The following is a 23659-nucleotide window of genomic DNA, read 5'->3' as shown; positions in this document are numbered from 1 at the left end:
ATACTCTTTTTAATTTAAGTAAGTTAATACACACAGCATAGAAGAAAAATTATTTGATAATGACCCTGATGCTATTGCCGTAATTCCAAGTGACAGAACTAGCATTACACTAATCATCATTGTGACTATGATACGCTTCTTTGACATAAAACTTACTCCCCTTTAATTTTAACTTAAAATTTTGCATGCCAGACATTTAAAGTAATTTACAGGGAGAAATTACCGGTAATTCTCTTATCTTTAGAATAGTACACATAAGTTTATATGTCTACTGTCCAAAAGTATCAATTTTATCTAAACTTGAACCTATTTTTGTACTAAAGTACAAATAAAACAAAAATTTTGTACTTTTGGATAGTTATATGACTCCAATTTTTGTGGCTTTATATATGCAATCTCTTATAGATTTTGCATCAAATATTTTTCTTAATTTATTCTTGTGATATTTTACATTGCTTATTGAAACATGTATTCTTTTTGATATCTGGCTATCTGTATACCCATATGCCAATAATTTTAATATCTCTATGTCAATTGCATCTAATCCATTTAATATTTCTTTTGCGCTTAATTCATAATAATCTGATTCTATAGTCTTTTTTAAAAAGAGCAATAAAACTTTATGTACGTCATTTATTTCTTTATAAGTCGTTATATCTATTACTCCTAAAATATTTGAATCTTTATCATATATAGGAGCAGCTATACAAGACAAATCTTTAAAACATTCTATATAATGCTCTCCTTTTTTTACGATTGATATCTTGCCAGTATTTAATACCATTGTAATAGCATTTGTGCCAGCATTTAATTCATCTAAAGTCATTCCTGTTTTCATTAAATAGTTTACCTCTGCAGATTTATCAAATGATTTTATATCTAAAACAATACCATTTTTATCTGTTATAATGAGTACGCTGTCAGTTAATGCTATTGTTCCATCTAATTTCTCTACTATATTTTTAAATGCATCAGCCAAAAGATTATCTTCTAATTGAATATGATTAATATTAGGTAGTATTGATTTATTAAGTCCTCTTTTTAAACACCTTCCCCAAGATCTTTCAAATGCATCTCTATCTTTATCAGCGCTTACGATGTCAATCATCTCTCCTCACCTATAATATCTTTATTTTTATGCCTATAAAGTCATATGATGAACATAACCATTCCCAAAATATATAACAAATTTATTGCCTATTTTGTTACAGTTTTTATAAGAATTTTTTAAGCATAAAAATTAGATCTTAAGCTAAAAAAGCTGCCAATATAAATTTAAGAATGCATTCTACATGCAGAAATTTTTGTTAAATATCTCACAGAAAAAGTTTTATGATATAATCTATTTGACATGCTTTAAATTTTGTTCACAAGCATGAGCAAGGGAGGGAAAAAATTTGCTTATCTTATTTGACACAATTACAGATGAAAGTCAAAGAAAAAAAGTCGAAGATATGTATGTAAAGTACAGCAGAGATATGTTTAAAGTGGCATACAACATTTTAAACGACTATCAATTGGCACAAGATGCTGTCCAATCTGCTTTCATAAATATTATCAATTACATTGAAAAAATTTCTGATTATGACTGTAACAAAATAAGGGCATTAGTTGTTATTATAGTTAGAAACATCTCAATAAATATGTACAACAAAATAAAGAGGCAAAAAAATTTATTTATTGAAGATGCAGACGAGTTTTTCCATGATGACTCAGAGCCGTTTGATGAGAAAATAATAAACGGTGATATTTTTAGAAGAGTATCTGAAAAAGTAAAAGAGCTAAAGACAGAGTACGCAGACATTATCTCTCTAAAATACTACTACGGATACTCCAATAAAGACATCGCAAATCTTTTAAACATCACAGAAGACAATGTAAGAGTAAGACTGTATCGTGCGCGGCAAAGCCTTAAAGATGCTTTATACCAGTATAAAGGAGATGTGGAAATATGAAAGACCTTTATGATGAAAAGCTAAAATCTGAAAGTAAAATATTTGAGGCATTGCTGGAATATGCAGGGGCTTGCCATGTAAACAACATAATCAATGATCTGGAAGAAGCCAATGGTGAAGAAATACTTTATCCTAAAGAATTAGGCATTAAAATCAGAAAAATGCTAAAACATCATAAAAGAAAAGAAGCAGCCAAAAAATTCTTTATATCGGCGAAAAGAACCTTCCCAAAAGTCGCGATATTCTTCTTTGTGGTTTTTATTGGCTTCACTGTGGCGATAACGACTGTTTCTGCTTTTAGAGCTCGCGTCTTTAACCTCATAATTGAAATCAAAAAGGATTATACAGACATAAAATTAAAAGAAAACTATGAGCCTAATGCATCTTCTTCCACATCGCTTGTCCCATCCAACTGGGAAAATGAATATTATCTTTCATACGTGCCACATGGGTTCAAGATAAGCAAGATAGATTCACAGGAGGTAACCAAAATCATTCAATACACAAATGATAAAGGCGATTTCATAGTTTTCAGCCAAAGCTCAAATGAAAACACTGACATGATGGTTGACACAGAAAATGCCGTAACACAAAAGATCGATATAAACGGCTATGAGGGCATTTTGATTCAAAAAAATGGTTTAAACACCGTCATCTGGAGAAAAGATCATAATTTGTTCTCTCTGATGTCAAAAATCGATAAGAACGAACTTATAAAAGCTGCCAATAGCATCAAACTAAAAAAATAATTTGTTTTTAGTGTAACAAAATGCTTACTTATTTGTTTATATATATAGAGAAAAGCAATAAATAATATAGAGGGGATTTAATGTTGAGGAAGAATTTTATTAGAGCTGTTTTAATATTTTGCCTCATAGTATTTGTGAATTTTGCAGTATTCTACGGTATATTTTCTCTATATACGGCAGTTCATCCTTAATTACTTGCTGGTGCATACTGCTAATATATAAGCATGACTAACAACACAATACATATTAATTAGTCGTGCCTAAGAAAAAAGCCTTGGTTGTCCAAGGCTTTATCGTCATACTTCTTTATAAAGGCTTTCCACTTTAGTACCTTTGTAGTCATTTTGTGCTAGCTTGCTGTGCCTATATCCATAAAAGAAATATATGATAATACCCAGCACAAACCATACTATAAACCTTATCCATGTCTCCAGAGGCAGCGAAATCATCAAAAATACAGTTGAAGCAATGGATAAGATAGGTATTAAAGGCACAAGCGGACATCTGAATTTTCTTGGAAGTTCAGGCTTTGTATACCTCAATACAATAACTGCCACTGATACAAGGACAAATGCAAACATCGTTCCTATATTCACAAGCTTTGCAAGTTCATCGATGGAGAAAAATCCAGCAACAACCGCTGCAAATAATGCAACGATTATCGTACTTGCAACAGGCGTTTTATATTTTTCGTGAAGTTTTGAAAGAAACGGTGGTAAAAGTCCATCTCTTGACATGGCAAAGAATATCCTGGTCTGACCATACATCATAACCAATAAAACTGTTGTGATTCCTGCGATAGCACCAAAAGAAACTAATCCTGACGCCCAGTTAATGCCTAAGCTAGTTAAAGCAAATGCCACAGGCTCAGGCGTATTAAGTTTCGTATATGACACGACACCTGTAAGAATTGCAACAACAGCTATATACAAAAGTGTGCTTATGCCTAATGACCCTAAAATTCCTATTGGCATATCTCTTGCAGGATTTTTTGTCTCTTCTGCTGCAGTCGATACAGAGTCAAAACCAATGTAAGCAAAGAATATTATAGCAGCGCCTGAAAATACTCCTTTCCAACCATATGGCAAAAATGGTTTCCAATTAGAAGGATTAACATGCCCTACAGCAACAGCAATGAAAAATAACACAACCGTTATCTTAAAGATGACTGCAATATTATTTATTATAGAGCTTTCTTTAGTGCCAAAAAGCAAGATTATTCCCAACAGCAAAACTATGCCAATAGCGGGTAAATTTATGATTCCACCAGGAGCGGAACTTGCTGAATTTGCAGCCCAAGCAGGTATATTAACGCCAAAACTGTGAAGCAAACTTGTGAAATATCCTGACCAACCCAATGCTATAGTAGGTATTGCAAATGCATACTCCAATATTAAATCCCATCCAATTATCCACGCAAATATTTCGCCAAGTGCCACATAACTGTAGCTATACGTAGATCCCGCCGCTGGAAATGTCGATGCAAACTCTGCATAACTCAATGCAGCAAAAGTACAAGCAATACCTGAAAGAACAAATGATAATATAAGACCTGGTCCCGCATACTTTGCAGCCGCAACACCAGTCAATACGAAAATACCTGTACCGATTATGGCACCAATCCCAAAGAGAATAAGGTCAAACCATGAAAGAGATTTTTTTAATGCATTTTTTTTATCATTTGCATCTTCTATTATCATATCAAGCGATTTTTTTCTTAATATATTTGAACTTCCGCCATTTTTCTTGAAAGTCATTTAACAGTATCCCCCAGTTTTTTTAATTGTAATTAATTAAAATACACTTTTTGTTGAATTTAAAACAATTTATTATATTATAATTAAAATTCAATAACGTCGCAAATAATTTTTTATAAATGTTAAAATTTTTTTATAAATACAAAAAAACGACGCTTAAGCGTCTAAATTTTCCTTGGAGGCCTTGGCCCAAAATATTGATAATAAGTGGTTTTTATCATGCCGTTGTAAAGCTTTCTCCTTTTTGTTGCTTTTTTACCAAATAACTTCTCAAAATTTTCATGAGATGTTATTATATAGTATGACCACGTATTAAGACTTGTAAAGATTCGCCCCATTTCTCTATAAAGCTTTTCTACTTCTTTTATCTCACCCATCCTCTCGCCATAAGGTGGGTTGCATATTAAGATTCCATACATATCATCTGTTCTCAAATCTTTTAGCGGTTTGTTGGCAAATTTTACGTACTGATTAACACCTGCTTTGTGTGCATTGTTAATGGATAACTTAACTGCAGATTCATCAATATCATATCCTCTTATATTGAGTTCAACATCCATCTTAATTAAACTATGAGCCTCTTTTCTTATATCAAGCCACAACTTCTTTGGTATCTGTCCCCATTTTTCTGATGTGAATTTGCGATTCAATCCGGGTGCAATGTTAGCGCCGATTAAAGCAGCTTCAATAGGAATAGTTCCTGAGCCACAAAATGGATCTATGAGTGGCCTATCATATCTCCAGTCACTAAGCATAATCATGGCAGATGCTAAAGTCTCTCTCAAAGGCGCTATATTTGACATGGCTCTATATCCTCTTTTGTGCAATCCTTCTCCGGTGGTATCTATCATAAGCACTGCCTTATTCTTCATCAATGAAAACTTTATTTTATAGAGAGGCCCATTTTCATCAAACCATTCCTTTTTATACTTTTTCTTAAGCCTCTCAACAACAGCCTTTTTTATTACTGATTGGCAGTCAGGTATGCTATGCAAATTTGATTTCAGTGAATACCCATCAACGGGAAACTGGCCATTTTCTGGAATCCATTCTTCCCACGGTAGCGATATTACTCCTTCAAAAAGTTCGTCAAACGTAGATGCCTCAAATTCCCCAATTTTAACATATATACGCTCTGCAGACCTTATCCACAAGTTAGCTTTGCATATAGCAGATATATCACCAATAAATGTAACTTTTCCATCTTCAACCTTTATGTCTTCATAACCTAAAGATCTTATCTCTTTAGCCGCCACTGATTCAATCCCAAAAAGTGTAGGTGCTATTAATTCTATCTTAGACATATCACTATCTCCCATTTATTAATTCCAACATTATATTGTTGCACTAAATTCTATTTAATCACATCTCCACATTTTATTAAATGCTGCAGAGAATGAAAGCCCTATCTAAACTATATATGTCTTCAACCACATCAAATTTTCTATTCATTATTCTGATATCCTTAAACCCTGCACACTTTAGTTCATCTACTACTGCATCTAATGAAAAACTCGATTCCTGAACTGTTTCCTCATATTCTTCATATAGCCTGCCTTCTTTCTTTAAAAAAGCAGTAAATGTTATAAAAGCATTGTCGCCAAATGATATACTTTTGGAAATATAGTAATCGCCGTTTGGATACTTCCTTATATGGATATTATTCCAATTATCATTTAAATCTTTCAATGTATTCATATCAAACATAAATACGCCCTTTTCATTAAGGTGATTCTTTACACAATTAAACATAGACTTCCATTTATCAAATTCAGTCATGTGATTTATGGCGTCAAATGTACATGTTATAAGATCATATTTTTTCCCAAGGTGGAAGCTACTCATATCGCCATGATGGAACTTAATATCAAAACCAAAACTTTTTGCATTTTCAACCGCCTTTTTAAGCATCTCTTCTGATATATCAAGTCCTTCAACAATTATACCATCTTTCAATGCACCTATGCAAAAAGTGCCTGTTCCACAAGCCAAATCAAGCATAGTTTTTGGTTTAAACCCCTCTTTATCTAAATATTTTTTAAAATCAGGCCACAACTCCTTTGCATAGGAATCCCAGCCCAATCTATCGTAAAATTTAGCAAATTCATCGTACATAAAAACACCTCTTAAACAATATTTTCTGTATTATTATCCTTATATATTATATTATTACATAACTTAAGTCAATTTTGTTATTCAGATGCTATATGTTATAATATTAACACGCGCAAATAACCATATTCAATAAATAATTGTTATCCAAGAGGTGAACGACATTGAAATCACTGACAATTAACGATAAAAGCGTATTTGATGAATACTTCTCTAATTTTCCGCCGGAAATATCGGAGTACACATTCACGAATCTTTTTATGTGGAATCATGTGTACGACATAAAGTACGAAATAATTGATAATTGCCTATGCATATCATCAGGCAACAAAATCTTGCCTCCGGTAGGGCCTAAAGAAAATATTTTGAATGCTTTTGATAAATTTTGTAAAATGATGCGAACGTATCATTCTGAAATTTACCTTGATCGATTTGATAAAGACAGCGCCTGTAAAATTTCAGAAATGTACAAAGTTGAGATGACACCAGATGAAGATAATTTTGATTATGTCTACAATACAGATGATCTTATTAATCTTTCTGGAAGAAAATACCATAATAAGAAAAATCATATAAATAAGTTTTTAAAAACATATGATTATACTTTGGAGGCATTGTCATCTGATAATGCTTTAGAATGCTTGAAATTCACTGAAGAATGGCTTTCGTCAAAAGATATAAATGAAAATCCCGGTGTTCTTAAAGAGTTTGATGCTATAAAGAAAGTACTGAATAACTATGAGTTTTTTAAACTAAAGGGAATTGTTTTGAAAATAAGCGGAAAAATTGAAGCGTATTCATTTGGAGAAAAACTAAATCCATGTACGGCAGTAACACATATAGAAAAGGCTAATTCAGACATAAAAGATGCATATGCATTTATAAATATGTCCTTTGCAAAAATGATGTCAGAATTCAAATACATCAATAGAGAGCAAGATTTAGGAATTACGGGCCTTAGATATGCGAAACAATCTTACCATCCAGTAAAGATGATTTTTAAATTTAAGGGAAAGTTATAAACTTAAAACTTTACTAGATTGAATTATTATAATAATTATATTATAATGTGCATAACATTAATTTTTAGGAGGTGTTATGATGTCTAAAAAAATGGATATTATTGAACTTCTTAATGAAAACAGCCGTCTGACAGACAAGCAGATCTCTGTAATAACAGGGCTTAGCGAAGATGAAGTAAAAGATATAATAAAAAATCTTGAAGAAGAAAAAGTTTTATTAAAGTACAGCACATTAGTTAATTGGGAAAAAACTGAAAAGGAAGTCGTACGCGCACTTATCGATGTAAGAGTTACACCACAGCAAGGACAGGGCTTTAATGCAATAGCTGAAAGAATCGGTCAATATGATGAAGTAAAATCAGTATCTTTAATATCTGGAGGATACGATCTGTCTGTAGAAGTCGAGGGAAAAACGATGAAGGAAATCGCTATTTTTGTAGCCGAAAGGCTAGCACCTATAGATGGTGTATTAAGCACCACAACACATTTCATACTTAAAAGGTATAAACAGGACGGCGTATTTTTTACAGATGGTCCGGAGGATAAAAGATTGGTGGTAACGCCATGATAGAGGACAAATACATTTCAGACATAGTTAAAAATATACCACCATCCGGAATAAGAAAATTTTTTGACCTTGTTACTAATTCACGCGATATTATCTCTCTCGGTGTAGGAGAGCCAGATTTTGTAACACCTTGGGTAATACGCAAAGAGGGCATAGATGTCTTAGACAGAGGCAGCACTACGTACACATCAAATCTCGGCCTTAAAGAACTGCGTGAGGCTATATCATTTTTCTTAAAAAAACATTATGACTTAAATTATGATCCTGAAAGGGAAATTATGATAACTGTAGGAGCAAGTGAAGCCATCGATCTTGCGCTTCGCTGTCTTTTGAACAATGGCGATGAAGTGTTGGTACCGGCGCCAAGCTATGTATCGTATTCACCGTGTATTGAGCTTACAAGGGGAATTCCCGTCTATGTACCAACAGATGAAAAAAACAACTTTGTAATAACGCCTGATGATTTGAAATCAAAAATAACCAACAAGACAAAAGCACTTATACTTCCATATCCGAATAATCCGACAGGTGCCATTATGAAAAAGGAAGACTTGGAGGAAATCTTAGACGTAATAATAGATCATGATTTAATAGTCATTTCTGATGAAATATACAGTGAGCTTACCTATGATGGAAAGCATGTTAGTATAGCATCGCTACCCGGCATGAAAGAAAGGACTATACTTCTCAATGGATTTTCTAAAGCATTTGCCATGACTGGCTGGAGACTAGGTTATATAGCAGCAGAGCATGGTTTTATAGAAGCCATGAATAAGATACACCAATATACAACGATATGCGCTCCAATCATGGCTCAATATGCTGGTATAAAAGCTATATACGAATGTGAAGCAGATATAGAAAAGATGCGAAAAACTTACGATCAAAGAAGGAGATTTATAGTAAACGGATTTAGAGAAATAGGCTTTGATTGCTTTGAACCAAAGGGCGCCTTTTACATCTTCCCTTCAATTAAAAAAACAGGATTAACTTCACAGGAATTCTGTGAAAGATTGTTAAAAGATGAAAGAATCGCAGTTGTGCCAGGAGATGCTTTTGGACCAGGCGGTGAGGGTTACATAAGGGTTTCATATGCATATTCCATAGATAAGATAATGAAAGCACTTGAGAGAATAGAAAGATTCGCTAAGAAAATATTTTAAAAAAAGTAGGTTTTGCCTACTTTTTTTGCTTTACTGTGGAAAATTTAGGACAGCTTGAAGAACAATTGCCGCAATTGCATTTGCCAGAAGCACTCTTCTTTAAATTCTTGTAAAGCATAAATACAGCAGCAGCTACTATTGCTACAGTTATAATTACTTCAATAATCATAGGACCACTCCTTTAATTAAAATATTCTTAAGATTAAACTTCCGCCATTAAAGACTATAAAAGAAACTATCCACGCTAAGACAAGCTGATATATTACAGAAAAGATGGCCATTTTACCCCCATATTCTTTTTTCATGGTAGCTATAAGAGATATACATGGCGTGTACAAAAGCACAAACACCAAAAAGCTAATTGCTGAAAGCGGAGTAAATACCGTAGGCAATACTTTTGTCAAATTTCCACCATAAATAACTCCCATCGTTCCTACTACTACTTCTTTAGCCATTATTCCCGTAAGAAGAGCTACTGAATTTTGCCATGAAGCAAAGCCTAAAGGAATAAAAATCGGGCTTATAAACTTTCCGATGGCTGCTATGAAACTAGAATTAATTTCCGTCATACCGGAAAAATTAAAATTTGACAATACCCAAACTATTATGGATACAGAAAAAATTATAGTTCCTGCCTTCCTTAAAAACCCCTTGCCTTTTTCCCATGTATGAATTGCTAGAGATTTGATTTCAGGCAGCTTGTACTCGGGGAGTTCGATAATAAAAGGCTCATCGTCTTTTTTAAATATAGTATTTTTAAAAAGTATTCCAATTAAAAATGCTATTATTACACCTAATGCATATAGTGATGCAACAACAACAGCTTCATGGCCTTTAAATAAAGCACCTGCAATTATGAGATAAACTGGAAGCCTCGCATTGCATGACATAAGAGGAACAAGAAGTGCTGTCATCTTTCTGTCTTTTTCACTCTCTAAAGTTCTGGTAGACATAACTCCTGGAACTGAACATCCAAAACCAATTATGAGCGGAATAAAAGCTTTGCCGGATAAACCCATTTTTCTAATAATTTTGTCCATTAAGAAGGCAACCCTAGCCATATACCCACTATCCTCTAAAAAGGATATACACAAAAATAGCGTCAAAATCACAGGCAAAAATACTATAACAGAACCTACACCTCCTATTATGCCATCCACAATAAATGATTTGAACCAATTACTAGTGCCTGAAAGCACCATCTGAATATGTGGCACCAGCCAGTCATTGACACCGCTATCCAATAAATCTGCAAGAGGTTGACCAACCCAGCTAAAAGTAAACTGAAATATGAAGTATATAATTGCCAGAAAAATCGGATACGCTAAAAATTTATTTATGAAAATCTTATCTAATTTTTCTGTCACTGTGACTATGTTATCAGATGTGTATGTCAGACATTGACTTAAAATTTGTTCTATATATTTATACGTTTCAGCTTCACTTTTGAAATGTAAAATATTATGATAATGAGAATTATTATCATTATATGTTTCTAAAAAGTCACCTTTCGCTAACAGCTCTTCAAGTTTGTCAACGCCTTTTCCTTTTGCAGCTATTATTGGAACCACCAAAACATTTAAAAGCTTTGACAATTTATCATAATCTATTTTTACACCTTTGCTCTCAGCAACATCCACCATATTTAAAATTAATACGATAGGTTTATTAAATTCTTTTAGCTGCATAGTTAAGTACAAATTTCTTTGTAGATTTGACGCATCAACTATATTTAGTATCAAATCTACATCTCCACTCTCTAAAAATGCTTTTGAAATTTTCTCTTCATTTGAGTAAGTATCCATCGCATAAATGCCTGGCAAATCCACAAGCTTTACATTTTCGCTGATAAAACCCTCTTTTTTTTCAACTGTAACACCGGGCCAATTTCCAACATGCTGGTTAGAACCAGTAAGCAGATTGAAAAGTGTAGTCTTTCCTACGTTTGGATTTCCAATTAAAGCTGCAGTAATCATACGTTTCCTCCCTTGTTTATATTAAGCCATATACTTACAATACATTTTTCACAACAATATTTTTCGCATCTCTTTTTCTAATAGCTAAATCAAACCCCATGAAATTTATTATTATAGGATCTCCTAAAGGAGCAAAACTTTTGACTTTCACTTTAGCCCCTTCAATAGCCCCCAGGGCCCTTAGCCTCTTTGCCAATCTTTCATTGCCTAAAATATCGCTGACTATAGCAGTTTGGCCCGGTTTCAGATCGTATATGCTCATCATTACCACTCCTTCATTGATAATCATTCTCAATTCCTGATTATATGGTACCATACATTATCCTTAATGTCAACAAAACTGAGAAATAAAAAAATAAATACAACCCTTTATGTCTTTATAAATCTATGCCAGTTTATGAAAAAAATTAAAATTTCTTGACAAAGAAAGCAAATAATTATATAATCCTAAATAGTAAAATATTCTTATTTAAAAGGAATGAGAAATTATGACAAAGGAAGATATTTTAAAAACCATAAAATCCAACAACTATAAGATAACTCCTCAAAGAGAACTTATCATAAACATAATGTTAAATTCCAATGGTTACTTATCTGTAAGAGAAATCTACGAAAAAGTAAAAAGCTCATTTCCGCAAGTGAGTTTAGATACTGTATACAGAAATTTAAGCCTTCTAAAAGATATAAATGTATTAAGTGAAGCAACTATAGGCAACAATATTATGTATGAAATTCATAAAGACATGCACGAACACATAATGAAATGTCTAAACTGCGGAAAAGTTTATGAACTGGATATATGCCCTATAGATCTTTGTAGAAACACGTTGGATGGTTTTGAAGTTGTAGACCACAAAATCGAGATCACTGGATACTGCAAAAATTGCAAAAATAAAATGGAGGAAGATAATAAATGAAACGACTTATTTCGATTTTCTTAGCGATTTTGATTGTGTTTAGCTTAACGTCCTGTAACACAAAGATTTCAAAAAGACCTGACAAAATGATAGTTTACGCTTCTTTTTACCCTTTATATGATTTAACAAAAAAGATTGCCGGAGATAAAGCAGTCGTACAAAATATAATACCACCCGGTGTGGAACCACATGACTGGGAGCCAACAACACGACAGGTGGCTGATATTGAAAGAGCCTCTGTAGTCATATATCTTGGACTCGGCATGGATTCATGGATAAATAAAGTCGAAACATCAGTTTCAGGCCCTAAATTTATAAATGTATCAACTGGCATAAACGCGATAAAAGTTGGAAATGCTGTAAATCCTCATGTTTGGTTGTCTCCAAAAGAAACACAGATATTGGCGAAAAATATCAAAGATGCTTTAGTAAATGCTGACAATAAAAATGCAAAATACTATGAAAGCAATTATAAAACTTTGTCAAGTACATTGAAGCAGTTAGACAGCGAATACACTGAAAAACTTAAAAACACTAAGACAAAGACGTTTATAGTCTACCACAGTGCCTTTGACTATGTAGCGAGAGATTACGGTTTAAACCAAGTATCTATCGTCGGCATGAGTGATGAAGCCGAAGCAAGTCCTGCTAAAGTTGCCAAAGTCATACAGCTTATAAAAAAGGAAAACATCAAGTACATCTTTACAGAACCATTGACATCACCTAAACCGGTCCAATCAATTGCCAGCGAAACAAGTGCAAAGGTATTACCGCTAAATACTATTGAAGGACTTACTAAGGACGAGATGAATAAAGGATACGATTATATATCTTTGATGAGGCAAAACTTAGACAACCTCCAAAAAGCATTAAATTAGAATCAAAACTAACAAACTTCATTTTATATTATTGAAAGGAATTTTTATATGAGTAAAATTGTTGAACTTAAAAATGTCAACTTTTCTTACAATGACAAGAAGGTTTTAAACAATATCAATCTAACTATCGATGACGGCGAATTTGTAGGTCTTATTGGTCCTAACGGTTCAGGTAAAAGTACACTCGTAAAGATCATGATAGGAGATCTTACGCCTTCATCAGGAGAAGTCCTTATAAACGGGATAAATGTAAAAGACATAAAAAACAGATCTATAATCGGGTATGTCCCTCAAAAATCTTATTCATTCAACGCTTCTTTTCCAACAAGTGTAAAAGAAGTCGTCTCAATGGGACTTTATGGAAAATTAGGGTTATTTAAAAAACTTTCCAAAGACGACTGGGAAATTGTAAATAACGCTTTAAAGACTGTCGACATGATTGATTATAAAGACAGGCTTATCGGAAATTTATCTGGAGGACAACAGCAGAGGGTATTTATAGCAAGAGCGCTAGTCAGCGATCCTAAGATTCTATTTCTAGATGAGCCTACAACAGGTATTGATGCAAAGTCAGAAGACACGCTCTATAAAATACTTGATACTTTAAATAAGGAAAACAAAATAACGATTATCATGGTCACTCATGATGTTTGGGCAATAACTGACAAGGTATCTCGAATCGTATGCATGGGAAATGGCAAATTATATGATAGATGCGACACACTGGACTTTTCGAAAAAAGAATTAGCGGAAATATACGGATACCCTGTCAAACTGGATATGCACCATCACCAAAGTGAAAATGTCAATAATCGACTTTAGATTGAGGTGTTATAATGCTTAATATTTTTACATACGACTTTATGATCAGGGCGTTTTTGGCAGGCGGATTTATATCGATAATAGCACCATTAGTCGGCAGTTTCTTAGTGCTAAGAAGGCTATCGCAGATGGGTGATACGCTATCCCACGTAGCACTGGCAGGCGTAGCAGCAGGATTTCTCATAGGTATAAATCCTACAATAGGCTCCATAATCTTCGTGATACTGTCATCTTTTGGTATTGAACGCTTGAGAAAATCTTACTTTAGATATTCAGAAATATCTATTGCAGTTGTCATGTCTGCAGGAATGGCAATTGCAGTAATACTTCTAAGCTTATCCAGCGGAAGCCCAGCAAACATAATGAATTATCTCTTTGGAAGCATAATATCAATTAACAACACCGACGTTTTGATTTCATTCATGCTAGGCATAGTCATAATAAGCGTTATTTACATCTTCTACAAAGAGCTTCTATACATTACATTTGACGAAGAAGCTGCTTTGATATCAGGTATTCCTGTCAACTTGGTGAATATAATATTTACCATGATTGTCGCCATAACTGTAGCGGTATCCATGAGAATAGTGGGAGCTTTGCTGGTATCAGCATTGATGGTGATACCTGCAGCAGCCAGTCTTAAAATCGCCAAAAACTTCAGACAGACTATTTTTTATGCTATACTATTTTCCTTTATATCTGTATTTGTAGGCATAATACTATCTTTTTATCTCAATCTCTCGCCTGGCGGCAGCATTGTAATAGTTTCCCTCATAATCATGGGTTTAGCAAGTATAAAGAAGGCAGGTAACTAACCTGCTTTTTTGTTTTTAGCTGGGATAATAAAATGTACTGACTTTAAGATTTTCGTTTAAGTCTTTCTCTATTGGCTATATCTTAAAAATATATATCCCACATACAAAAATAACAAAGTAGCAATTACATCTATTATATTAGATATATTTGCAAAAAGCTCTATGTCCATAGATACAATAGATTTAATGATGGCGATAATGCAAAATAAACCAATGATGATAAATAATATCCCGACAATTTTTAACAATCTCTTTTTTAAATCCAACTATTAGAACCTCCTAACTGTGAAAATATTTTCTCAACAATAATTATTGAAAGTCATGCTGTGGCGATTCACAAAATAAATGATTATCTTTTTTGAATATAGGTAGCAAAATTTTAAAAGATATATAACCAATTAATGCTCCAAATACGTTTAATATAAAATCATTTATATCACAAATTTTATATGCAAAACCGTATATTAGTGAAACAAGCAATTGTGTTATTTCGATACAAAAAGATGTTATTGTACATAAAGATATATTTTTCTAAATGAAATATACTTATAGTTAATAAAAGGCATTAAAAATGCCAAAGGCATCAAAAGTACAAAATTTCCTATTATTTGTATATTTGTATAACGCAGCATTGGTAATAATGGAACTAAATTAAATGATTTATTTTTGTGCCTTTTAAAAACTGAATCATATCACTTTGTATTGGTATAGGAAAAAACACGGTATTTATTAAAACTGCAATATAAGCAACTAAAACCGCATATATAATATATTTTTCAAATTTAGCTTTTTTATAATATAATTTAAGAGCTATTATTACATAAATAATAAAAAATAAAACTTTAAAAAGAATATTAAATTCCAACATATCGCAAGAGCATCCTCCATTTTAAAATTATTGCAGGATCCGTCATCGAACTTGTAAGCCCCGCTTATACGCATCTTTTGTATGAATAAAGTATTTCATCATATATTTTCATATTTCCAATATAAATCCCCACGCAAAACTTGTAAATTCATTCTCTCACAATATAAAACAAATTTCTAAGGAATTTGTTACAGTTTTTTATAAAAATTTTTTATATTTTTTTATAATAAACAATCAATTGTATCTTTGTGAACAAGTACACAAATTCCCACACCTTTTCGCGAATATCTAATTCTATGAAAATCCTTTACCTCCTCAAACAGAAAATTCCCCAAAAAATAAGTCTGCGGAAACATAAAGCACACTTCAATATTTAATTAAAAATCTTTAAAGCCTTTGATTTCAACCTATTTATTCTTACTTTTATTAAACATAAATCAAATATCTTTCTTGATTTTTTTAATCATTTATATAAGCCATCACTGGGCGGTGATCTGAAATATCCACTTGCAATACTTTGCTTTTTGTTGCATCAATCGAAGTTCCACAGTTAAATAAAAAATCAATCTTTGGATTATTAGAATTATTATAGCATTCCAGTGTGCATATACCTGCAGGTCCGCTATCAACCATAGAAAAAACATTATTGAGCATTATATTATAGGTATCTGAGTTTTCTCCATCGTTCAAATCACAACCAATAATCAATCTTTCATTTGAAAATCCATTATTATTTAATTCATCTTTAATCTTTTGTGCTTGAATCACTTGATCACCGTTTAAGCCTAGATGGGCAGTTCCTACATAAAAGTAAGAACTGCCAAAATCAACACGTACAAGAAGAAAGCTGCGATTTTCTGAACTATTTACCTTAGACAAGTAAACTCTTAAAGCCGTTGTCAAAGAGCAACTACTTATAATTGCATTACCATAATAACCTGGATTCATATTAATAGATGTAATATATTTATAATTCCAAGTCGTCCCAGTAATCGCGGTAAGTTTATTAGAAATATACTCTGCCTGATGAATATTTGTGCCAGATCGTATAGTATATGCATCAACTTCTTGAAGACAGACAATTGAAGCTCCCGAAGTTTTAATTTCATCCGCGATTTTATCCAGATTTTCCGTTTTCGGATCTGGATAACCGCCATCCTTGTTTTGTCCAGCTTTAATATTCCACGTAAGAATATTTATTGTCATAATTATTCCCCCTATACTTTTTTAATTTTATGCAATAGAATCGATATCTGCTTCCATATTCTGCTCTTTTATAAAGCTGTAAAAATACCCTCCTTTTTCCACCAGTTCTTCGAAGTTTCCCTCTTCTACAACTTTCCCCTTATCAATTACATATATTGTGTCTGCATCTTTTATTGTCGATAACCTATGAGCTATTTTAACAACAGTTTTATCTTTCAAATATTTGTCTATATTTTCCGATATATGCTTCTGCGATAAGCTATCCAAAGCAGATGTTGCTTCATCGAAAATTACAATTTTCGAATCACTTAAGATTGCTCTGGCGATGGCTATCCTTTGCTTTTGTCCACCTGACAATTTTACTCCCTTTTCTCCAACAATAGTTTCAAATTCTTGAGGCAGATTTGTAATAAAGTCATAAATATCCACCTCTTTGCATATTTGGTCTACATAATCTCTATCTATGTTCCTATTCAATGTTAGATTGTTTAATATGGTATCGTCAAATAATAATAAGTCCTGCGTCACTATCGAAATCTTACTTCTTATGTGTTTAAGATTATATTCATTTATAGGTACATCATCTATTGTTATGTTCCCCTCATCAACATCCCACAATCTATACACCAATTTCGCAATAGTTGATTTTCCGCACCCACTTGCGCCAACTAGTGCTGTTACTTTGCCATTTTCAAATTTTAAACTTATTTTATCCAAAATCTTATTATTGTCTTTATATGAGAAGCTAACATCATTAAAAGAGATATCTCCCTTAAAATTATCGCATCTATAGCCTTTATTGTCCTGTTTTATAGATATGGGTTCATCTACAATATTGAATACACGATTTATTGATGCAACTGATCTTTGAATCATAGTATTTGATCTTATTATTCTCAAACAAGGTCCTATAAGCATTCCAATATACTGTTGAAATGCTATGAGTTCGCCGAAAGTCATTTCTCTATTTATTATTTTATAGCCTCCATAACCATAAATAAAAGCTGTTATTAGTCCGCCTAAAGAACTTCCTATTGCCCCGTTGCCAGAAATAATAACATCTAACTTTATAAATTTATTTATAATATCTTTTTCTTTCTTTAAATAATTTTTGAAAAATTTAAAAATAGATTTTGTAATAACTACATTCATTATATTGGAAATATATTCCTCAATTATATTTGATATATTTCCCGCATCATTTCTGATTTCCAATGTCTTTCTCGATATGATTTTATTAAACTTTGATTGAGAAAATATCAGTAGTATCTGCAGCACAATGACCAAAATCAACAAACTTGATTGCATCTTTATCAAGAAAAATAATGCCATTATAGCCGTAAAGGTATCGACTATCACAGAAAACAGTATATCAACTCCAAAACTTTCTATTGTATATATATCGTTTTCTACCATACTTAATATATTACCGGTTTTTATATTTGTAAAATAATCGCCTGATAATTTTGGTATATGCTTCAATAATTTTATTTTTAAATTAATCGAAACTCTCTTTTTCATTTTAGAATACATGTACTGTAATATTACATTTAATAATGAAGATAATATACTTATTGCTCCATATATTGTTGCAAGCTTTATTAATAATTCTATATTGCTATTTTTTATAGCATCATCCAATATCATTTTGGTTAATTGGGGTTGTAATAAGCCAAAAATGGATACTGTTAACATTATAAAAAATGCTACACATAAACCAAGTTTGTTGTGTCTTAACAGTATTTTTATAAATCTTCTTATGTTTTTTTTATTGTTCATATTTTCATCTCCATATTATATACAACGGAAACTATGAATTTAAAATATTTTTTGCCACAAGGTCTGTTAATGTTTGTATTGATACAAAATCATATCTTGATATACTTAAATAGTCAAACTTTATGTCAAACTTTTCTTCCAATTTCTTTAACACTTCATAACAGTTATCATTGTTTAACCCAATTTTTCTATTAAATAAACTGTATTTATAAATGTCATCATCAGACTTATTAAGTTTTAACACTTCTTTTACAACATTTGCTGTACCTAAAAGGATGCTATTGTCTTTATCATATAAGCCTTCTTTAAAATCAGGATACCTTTTGCTGGCTAAAAAATCCTTATCCTCCCAATCATTTTTCACTGCAAGATTCTCAAGCTCATTGTTCAGCTCCTCAAACGTTATATCATGCTTTTTTGATAATATTCTGGCAATTATGCCTGTTAACTTCGCAGTCGACTGACTATTACATTTCCCAAATAGTCTGTATGAATTATTGATATTGCAATTCATATATGGATTGTTATCCATTATGCATTGAATTCTTTTATCCTTGTTGTACCAAAACGAATTTTCGCTTTCCAAAATAAAACCCTTGACACCTATGACATTGTTAAAAACAGCAGGATAGCTTTCTTCAAATCCGTTAGCAAGGGAACATACTATTATTTTTCCTTGCCGATACAATTCATCGCATATTTCATGCAAATCCTGAATCATTTCATTTGTTGTAACTGACAGGCTTAAATTTATCAATCTAATGTCCATATTAAGAAGATACTTTAATGCTTCCTCAAATATTTGTCTACTTGTTCTTCCATTTTTGCCTAATACTTTCACTACAAATATTTCAACATCATCAAATTCTCTCTTTATACTAGATGCGCAAGAAGTTCCATGTCCATTCTCATCTTCATAATTGTCTGTGGCTATTATATAATCATTATCACACTCAAAAGATATTCCACCGATTATATTACCCTTTAGATAATCATGGTTTATATCTATGCCTGAATCTACCAATGCTACTTTTACTTTGTTATTCAACACCTATCACCTTGCCTCATAAAAACATTAATTCATCTGCCATATTTTAGGCATCAATGTTCTTTTCATAAAATTGCAATTGTAGTCAAAAGCTCTTTTATCACTTAACAGTGTGTATACTTTTGCAGGGCATACTGTACAAAATAAATTTATTTTACAACTTTTGCAGTGTGGAATATTTCTAATTTTTATATTATCAAAATTAGAAAAGCTGGTTTCTGCTCTGGCTTTCAAATATAACGTTAGTACCAAATACAAGCATTACTGCCAAGGCGACACCTAATACTAAAGCAATCGTCCTTCCTCTTTGTTTTTTCAGATATGCTAATGCTAAATGTATATATACATTCATTTCTATCCTCCAATTAAAATTTGAATAATATTATCTCTATTGTATTTCTCCATCAACAATAGATAATATTCTGTCTGCACTTTGTGCTATATTTTCATTATGTGTTATCAATACAAGTGTCTGATTATATTTTTTAATAGAACTTTTTATCAGGTTCATTACTTCACCTGTCGTTTTTGTGTCTAAATTCCCCGTGGGTTCATCTGCTAATATTATACTGGGCTTTGCTGCCAATGCTCTGCCTATTGCCACTCTCTGCTGCTGCCCTCCTGAAAGCTGATTTGGTAAATGTCTTTGTCTTTCTGTTAACCCTAAAAATTCTATCAAATCATCTATATATTCTTTATCTGGTATTTTTTTATCTAGTCTTACTGGCATTTCTATATTTTCTCTTACATTTAATACTGGTATCAAATTGTACTGCTGAAATACGAATCCTATATTTCTCCTCCTGTATATAGCTAATTTGTCCTCAGATAGCTTATATATATCCACACCATCTATCTCAACTGTTCCTTCTGTTGGTTTATCAAGTCCTCCTAATAAGTGGAGCAATGTTGATTTTCCACTTCCGCTTGGTCCTACGATTGCCAAAAATTCACCTTTTTCTACATTTATGTTTATATCCTTTAGTGCGTGTACTTTATTTTCACCCTTTCCGTAAACTTTGTTTAAATTTATCGTTTTTAATATAACCATATATAAAGTGCTCCTCTCCTAATTTATTATGCTGATAGATTCTACTATACTCATACGCTTAACTTGGAGTCATTGATCATTTTTGATCATATCAACTACTGCTGTTTTTCTTATATTCATAGATGATAGGTATGTTGTTGCAATTGTTACTATAAAATTTATAATGATAACAATCAAATATTCTCTGTATTGTATCTTAAAGATGGGATTTATATATATAGCTAAATATTTATTATATAAAATATATTGAACCAACACTCCAAAGATAATTACTACTACACTTGATATAGCTCCATATAAGAACCCTTCAGCTAAAAACATCTCTTTCAGGCTTTTGTTTGTAGTGCCGACAGCTCTTAACATGCCAAACTCTCTCATTCGCGATGCAATATTATATTTAATATTGTTTGCTATATTAAATACTCCCATAATGAACAGTATCATTACAATTGCATTTATAAATCTGTGCTTATTTTCATTCAGTATATTAAAATTTTCTATTTCTTTATCTAAATCTCTTAAAATTACTCCAGGTTTCTTATCAATTATTGATTTAATCTTTTTATATAAGACATTATGATTTACTCCTCTTTCTTTGTTGATGCTTATAATCTTATACTGAGTTATCCCCGTATCCTTTTTAAATATATCCGAGGATAGGACAACATCAACGCTGTTATTTACAGTATAATAATTATCGTAATCCAACAGATTGTTTACTATTGCCGTCACAGTATATTCTTTATATTCATAGCTATCGTCATTATAATTAATTTTCCAGCTTTCCTCAGAATTTGTTCCCTTGTTTGAAAAAGCAACTCTTATTTTATCTCCCACTTTGAAATTTGCAACGTAAGGCCTTTTATTTTCTGTATTTATGGGATTGGGTATCCTCACAATGGCAAGATTTTCTTTTTTCATCCTGTCAATATCAATTTTACCTTTTACCAAATATTTTCTTAACTTGGCAAGAGATTTATCATCATAACCGTACATATTATCTTTTAAAATATATTCTTCCAATTTATCCGTCGCCTTTAAATTTTTGACTAACATTCCATTCATCAAATCTTTTATATATGGAGTGCTGTTTAAATTTTCAAAGTACATAGGTTCTGATATATGTTCACTGCTTAGCATAAGTCTTGAATATATTACCTGTATAGCTGATAAATCCCTTACTCCGTTTAATGACCTTATTCTCTCTAGTTCTTTGCTGCTTAGCCCGTCGGTTTTTTTCGCACCGGGTACAAGATTTATTTTATAGTCGGAATTATACCCTATGCTATCTGCTATATTGTCTACTTGCCTTTCTTCTAAAAAACTTAAGTAGCTTGCATTTATAAAAAGTATGCCTGCAATACTTATTGATAGTATAATCATTATAAAGCTTCTGCTGTTAGAAAGAATATTCCTTATAGTTACAATTGAATATATGGACAGGTTTTTCCCTGAGGCTACTTTCTTATATATTTTTTTATTGCATTTTTCTCTTAGTCCTAAATTTTTTCTTATAGCTTCTATAGATGATATCTTTGATATGGTTATATAGACTGCAATAACAATCAAAAGTATGACGGCTGCTGTAACAATTACAGGTATAATAAAGGCTTCCTTAGTTATAACAAGCCGGCTTATGTTGACAGCTCCTTCAGTAAATACATTTCCAACTAAACCGCTTAACAGCTTTGAAACGATCAGACCTAATATAATACCTATAGGGACACCCATTGCACTCAATATAAGCAATTCATATAATGTTATTTCCATCAATTGCTTTCTACTGCTACCTATAGCTAATAAAATTCCGTATTCTGATATTCTTTGAAGAATTGATATGCTGTATATTCCATATATAACTATAAAAGAAGCTACCAATATTACAAGTAATGAAAAAATATTGTTTTTATATATATTATTTAATTTCCCATATGCCTCTATTAGCGTCGTGTTTTTAACTATGTCATCGCTCTTCACATTCAATTTCTTTGCCAGTAAAGACGTCAATTTATTTATATTGTTTTCATCTTTAAATGTCACCATAGAAATATTTCTGTTTCCTTTAAAATCATCACTAATAGGCAAAAATGCCTGTAAGGTCATACTTCTTTTAAATTCTGGTCTGTCTTTCAATATTCCCACCAATTTATACGTTTTTGTTTCCCTTCTGTCTTCCAGCTTAAGTTGCAAGTCACTGCCAACTTTAGGTTCTTTCCCAAGAACATTTAAGACCCACTCTTCAACAGCAATTTCATTATCTTTCTCTGGATATCTTCCTTCTTTGATAAATGAATTACCACTGAAAGAGCTTCCTAATTTTATGTATTCTTTATCTGCCCTTAGAATATTCAAATAAAAATCATCAGTTAAGGCAACCGAATCATAATACTCTGCAAATCCTCTGTCTTTTATTGATTTATCCTTTTTTATTTTCTCTATCTGATCATTGTCTAATTTTGTAAAAACCGCATGGTAACTTCCTTCGTCATATTTTATACTATCAATATTTGCCTGGTTGGCACTTTGGCCCAATATTATTATACTTGCAATAACAGCAACACTTAGGATTATAGCCACCAACACAGAAAAAGTCCTTTTTTTGTAATGTTTGATATATTGTAATGATAATTTAAACATGTATTATATGCCTCCTAACTAAATGCACCCTTAAATATTTGTCTATTTGTTCTTGCATCTTGCCTAATACTTTTACCACAAATATTTCAACATCATTAAATTCTCTCTTTATAGTTGATGCGCAAGAAGTTCCATGTCCATTCTCGCCATTATTATCTTTATCGTATTTCTCCGTCAACGATAGATAATATTCTGTCTGCACTTTGTGCTATATTTTCATTATGTGTTATCAATACAAGTGTCTGATTATATTTTTTAATAGAATTTTTTATCAGGTTCATTACTTCACCTGTCGTTTTTGTGTCTAAATTCCCCGTGGGTTTATCTGCTAAATAC

27 protein-coding genes and 1 pseudogene are annotated in these 23659 nt (G+C 32.0%); 9 read left to right on the top strand and 19 right to left on the bottom strand.

Annotation, left to right across the window (positions count from 1 at the left end):
* Positions 1-9: 9 nt before the first annotated feature.
* Complete coding sequence (locus tag Q2T46_RS11145; RefSeq protein ID WP_303265417.1) at positions 10-147, bottom strand: hypothetical protein; 138 nt, start codon at positions 145-147, stop codon at positions 10-12.
* 211 nt (positions 148-358) lie between these two features.
* Positions 359-1108 carry a LuxR C-terminal-related transcriptional regulator gene (locus Q2T46_RS11140; RefSeq protein ID WP_303265418.1) on the bottom strand — a complete coding sequence of 250 codons (750 nt, stop codon included), beginning with the start codon at positions 1106-1108 and terminating at the stop codon, positions 359-361.
* Positions 1109-1397: 289 nt separating this feature from the next.
* Here Q2T46_RS11140 and Q2T46_RS11135 point away from each other — a divergent pair, with 289 nt between their 5' ends.
* Positions 1398-1955, top strand: coding sequence for an RNA polymerase sigma factor (locus Q2T46_RS11135; RefSeq protein ID WP_303265419.1), 558 nt, complete (start codon positions 1398-1400; stop codon positions 1953-1955).
* A complete protein-coding gene (locus Q2T46_RS11130) occupies positions 1952-2704 on the top strand; it encodes a DUF4367 domain-containing protein (RefSeq protein ID WP_303265420.1) in 753 nt (250 codons plus the stop codon). Before Q2T46_RS11135 ends, Q2T46_RS11130 begins: the two co-directional genes overlap by 4 nt.
* A gap of 296 nt (positions 2705-3000) precedes the next feature.
* Here the strand turns inward: Q2T46_RS11130 and Q2T46_RS11125 are convergent, their stop codons facing one another.
* The 3 genes from Q2T46_RS11125 to Q2T46_RS11115 form a co-directional block, all read right to left on the bottom strand.
* Complete coding sequence (locus Q2T46_RS11125; RefSeq protein ID WP_303265421.1) at positions 3001-4461, bottom strand: amino acid permease; 1461 nt, start codon at positions 4459-4461, stop codon at positions 3001-3003.
* A 164-nt stretch (positions 4462-4625) separates the two neighbouring features.
* The gene (locus Q2T46_RS11120; protein ID WP_303265422.1) at positions 4626-5765 is read right to left on the bottom strand and encodes a class I SAM-dependent RNA methyltransferase; all 1140 of its coding nucleotides are present in this window, start codon (positions 5763-5765) and stop codon (positions 4626-4628) included.
* Between the two features lie 76 nt (positions 5766-5841).
* Positions 5842-6576 carry a class I SAM-dependent methyltransferase gene (locus tag Q2T46_RS11115; RefSeq protein WP_303265423.1) on the bottom strand — a complete coding sequence of 245 codons (735 nt, stop codon included), beginning with the start codon at positions 6574-6576 and terminating at the stop codon, positions 5842-5844.
* A gap of 161 nt (positions 6577-6737) precedes the next feature.
* Here Q2T46_RS11115 and Q2T46_RS11110 point away from each other — a divergent pair, with 161 nt between their 5' ends.
* The 3 genes from Q2T46_RS11110 (at position 6738) to Q2T46_RS11100 (ending at position 9326) form a co-directional block, all read left to right on the top strand.
* Positions 6738-7595 (top strand): DUF2156 domain-containing protein, encoded by an 858-nt coding sequence (locus Q2T46_RS11110; protein ID WP_303265424.1) that lies wholly within the window; start codon positions 6738-6740, stop codon positions 7593-7595.
* 79 nt (positions 7596-7674) lie between these two features.
* A complete protein-coding gene (locus tag Q2T46_RS11105; RefSeq protein WP_303265425.1) occupies positions 7675-8163 on the top strand; it encodes an Lrp/AsnC family transcriptional regulator in 489 nt (162 codons plus the stop codon).
* A complete protein-coding gene (locus Q2T46_RS11100; protein ID WP_303265426.1) occupies positions 8160-9326 on the top strand; it encodes an aminotransferase class I/II-fold pyridoxal phosphate-dependent enzyme in 1167 nt (388 codons plus the stop codon). Before Q2T46_RS11105 ends, Q2T46_RS11100 begins: the two co-directional genes overlap by 4 nt.
* A gap of 16 nt (positions 9327-9342) precedes the next feature.
* Here the strand turns inward: Q2T46_RS11100 and Q2T46_RS11095 are convergent, their stop codons facing one another.
* From Q2T46_RS11095 to Q2T46_RS11085, 3 genes are read right to left on the bottom strand one after another with little or no spacing between them, the layout of a single operon-like run.
* On the bottom strand, positions 9343-9495 hold the full coding sequence (locus tag Q2T46_RS11095; RefSeq protein WP_303265427.1) for a FeoB-associated Cys-rich membrane protein: 153 nt from the start codon (positions 9493-9495) through the stop codon (positions 9343-9345).
* A 16-nt stretch (positions 9496-9511) separates the two neighbouring features.
* The gene (gene feoB, locus Q2T46_RS11090; RefSeq protein ID WP_303265428.1) at positions 9512-11302 is read right to left on the bottom strand and encodes a ferrous iron transport protein B; all 1791 of its coding nucleotides are present in this window, start codon (positions 11300-11302) and stop codon (positions 9512-9514) included.
* A 34-nt stretch (positions 11303-11336) separates the two neighbouring features.
* Positions 11337-11564 carry a ferrous iron transport protein A gene (locus Q2T46_RS11085; RefSeq protein WP_013298737.1) on the bottom strand — a complete coding sequence of 76 codons (228 nt, stop codon included), beginning with the start codon at positions 11562-11564 and terminating at the stop codon, positions 11337-11339.
* A gap of 226 nt (positions 11565-11790) precedes the next feature.
* Between Q2T46_RS11085 and Q2T46_RS11080 the strand changes: the two genes are divergently transcribed.
* The 4 genes from Q2T46_RS11080 to Q2T46_RS11065 are packed head-to-tail and all read left to right on the top strand — an operon-like array spanning position 11791 to position 14734.
* Positions 11791-12219, top strand: a complete 429-nt coding sequence (locus tag Q2T46_RS11080; protein WP_303265430.1) for a Fur family transcriptional regulator — start codon at positions 11791-11793, stop codon at positions 12217-12219.
* Positions 12216-13097, top strand: coding sequence for a metal ABC transporter substrate-binding protein (locus Q2T46_RS11075; protein ID WP_303265431.1), 882 nt, complete (start codon positions 12216-12218; stop codon positions 13095-13097). The genes Q2T46_RS11080 and Q2T46_RS11075 overlap by 4 nt, the downstream gene beginning before the upstream one ends.
* Before the next feature lie 48 nt (positions 13098-13145).
* Positions 13146-13919 (top strand): metal ABC transporter ATP-binding protein, encoded by a 774-nt coding sequence (locus Q2T46_RS11070; protein ID WP_303265432.1) that lies wholly within the window; start codon positions 13146-13148, stop codon positions 13917-13919.
* Positions 13920-13933: 14 nt separating this feature from the next.
* Positions 13934-14734 carry a metal ABC transporter permease gene (locus tag Q2T46_RS11065; protein ID WP_303265433.1) on the top strand — a complete coding sequence of 267 codons (801 nt, stop codon included), beginning with the start codon at positions 13934-13936 and terminating at the stop codon, positions 14732-14734.
* 68 nt (positions 14735-14802) lie between these two features.
* On the opposite strand, the gene Q2T46_RS11060 is transcribed toward Q2T46_RS11065, so the two are convergent.
* The 11 genes and pseudogenes from Q2T46_RS11060 to Q2T46_RS11015 form a co-directional block, all read right to left on the bottom strand.
* The gene (locus tag Q2T46_RS11060) at positions 14803-15000 is read right to left on the bottom strand and encodes a hypothetical protein (protein WP_303265434.1); all 198 of its coding nucleotides are present in this window, start codon (positions 14998-15000) and stop codon (positions 14803-14805) included.
* A gap of 43 nt (positions 15001-15043) precedes the next feature.
* The gene (locus Q2T46_RS15585) at positions 15044-15259 is read right to left on the bottom strand and encodes a VanZ family protein (protein WP_399388617.1); all 216 of its coding nucleotides are present in this window, start codon (positions 15257-15259) and stop codon (positions 15044-15046) included.
* Between the two features lie 121 nt (positions 15260-15380).
* A complete protein-coding gene (locus Q2T46_RS11055; protein WP_303265435.1) occupies positions 15381-15602 on the bottom strand; it encodes a hypothetical protein in 222 nt (73 codons plus the stop codon).
* Between the two features lie 459 nt (positions 15603-16061).
* Complete coding sequence (locus Q2T46_RS11050) at positions 16062-16808, bottom strand: endonuclease/exonuclease/phosphatase family protein (RefSeq protein WP_303265436.1); 747 nt, start codon at positions 16806-16808, stop codon at positions 16062-16064.
* Positions 16809-16835: 27 nt separating this feature from the next.
* Entirely contained in the window at positions 16836-18587 is a 1752-nt protein-coding gene (locus tag Q2T46_RS11045) for an ABC transporter ATP-binding protein (RefSeq protein ID WP_303265437.1), read from the bottom strand.
* A 31-nt stretch (positions 18588-18618) separates the two neighbouring features.
* The gene (locus tag Q2T46_RS11040) at positions 18619-19638 is read right to left on the bottom strand and encodes a S8 family serine peptidase (protein ID WP_303265438.1); all 1020 of its coding nucleotides are present in this window, start codon (positions 19636-19638) and stop codon (positions 18619-18621) included.
* A gap of 199 nt (positions 19639-19837) precedes the next feature.
* Positions 19838-19987, bottom strand: a complete 150-nt coding sequence (locus Q2T46_RS11035) for a hypothetical protein (RefSeq protein ID WP_303265439.1) — start codon at positions 19985-19987, stop codon at positions 19838-19840.
* A gap of 36 nt (positions 19988-20023) precedes the next feature.
* Complete coding sequence (locus Q2T46_RS11030; RefSeq protein WP_303264761.1) at positions 20024-20686, bottom strand: ABC transporter ATP-binding protein; 663 nt, start codon at positions 20684-20686, stop codon at positions 20024-20026.
* A 69-nt stretch (positions 20687-20755) separates the two neighbouring features.
* A complete protein-coding gene (locus Q2T46_RS11025; protein WP_303264762.1) occupies positions 20756-23323 on the bottom strand; it encodes an ABC transporter permease in 2568 nt (855 codons plus the stop codon).
* Positions 23316-23501: a hypothetical protein gene (locus Q2T46_RS11020; protein WP_303264763.1), complete on the bottom strand. Its 186-nt coding sequence runs from the start codon at positions 23499-23501 to the stop codon at positions 23316-23318. Before Q2T46_RS11020 ends, Q2T46_RS11025 begins: the two co-directional genes overlap by 8 nt.
* Positions 23482-23655 (bottom strand): annotated as a pseudogene (locus tag Q2T46_RS11015) (ABC transporter ATP-binding protein); the annotation flags it as partial. The pseudogene Q2T46_RS11015 and the gene Q2T46_RS11020, both read right to left, overlap by 20 nt.
* Positions 23656-23659 lie beyond the last annotated feature (4 nt).

Origin of the sequence: Thermoanaerobacterium sp. CMT5567-10 (assembly GCF_030534315.2) — a bacterium.
GTDB lineage: Bacteria > Bacillota > Thermoanaerobacteria > Thermoanaerobacterales > Thermoanaerobacteraceae > Thermoanaerobacterium.
This window is presented reverse-complemented; position numbering and strand designations above follow the sequence as displayed.